Here is a 360-nt window from a genome sequence, read left to right on the forward strand (position 1 = left end):
GCGAAAACGTAATCGTTTCAGGCGGTTATATCTACGCATGAGGTGACATTCCGCAGCCGGCGGCAGCGGAAATACGGGCAGTGCATGATCGACGGAGTCTCAAGCAAGAGGAGGCGGAATTACGATGACCGGCAAGCTTCGCCTTCCCTCGCTCAATGCGCTCAGGGTCTTCCATGCCGTCGCGCAGCACAAGAGCTTCAGGCAAGCGGCCGACGAACTGCTGGTGACGCCGCAGGCGGTCGGCCAGCAGATCAAGCTGCTTGAAGACACGCTCCAGGTGACGCTGTTCGAGCGCAAGGGCCGTTCGCTCGAGCTGACCGAATCCGCCATCCTGCTCTCGCACTACGTCAAGGCGGGCTT

1 protein-coding gene is annotated in these 360 nt (G+C 60.6%); it reads left to right on the forward strand.

Annotation, left to right across the window (positions count from 1 at the left end; all coding sequences use genetic code 11):
• Positions 1 to 124: 124 nt before the first annotated feature.
• Positions 125 to 360: LysR family transcriptional regulator (locus EN807_RS33325; protein ID WP_135938002.1), on the forward strand; the 236-nt coding region annotated here is incomplete at its 3' end.

Source organism: Mesorhizobium sp. M5C.F.Ca.ET.164.01.1.1, assembly GCF_004792125.1.
GTDB classification, from domain to species: Bacteria; Pseudomonadota; Alphaproteobacteria; order Rhizobiales; family Rhizobiaceae; genus Mesorhizobium; species Mesorhizobium wenxiniae.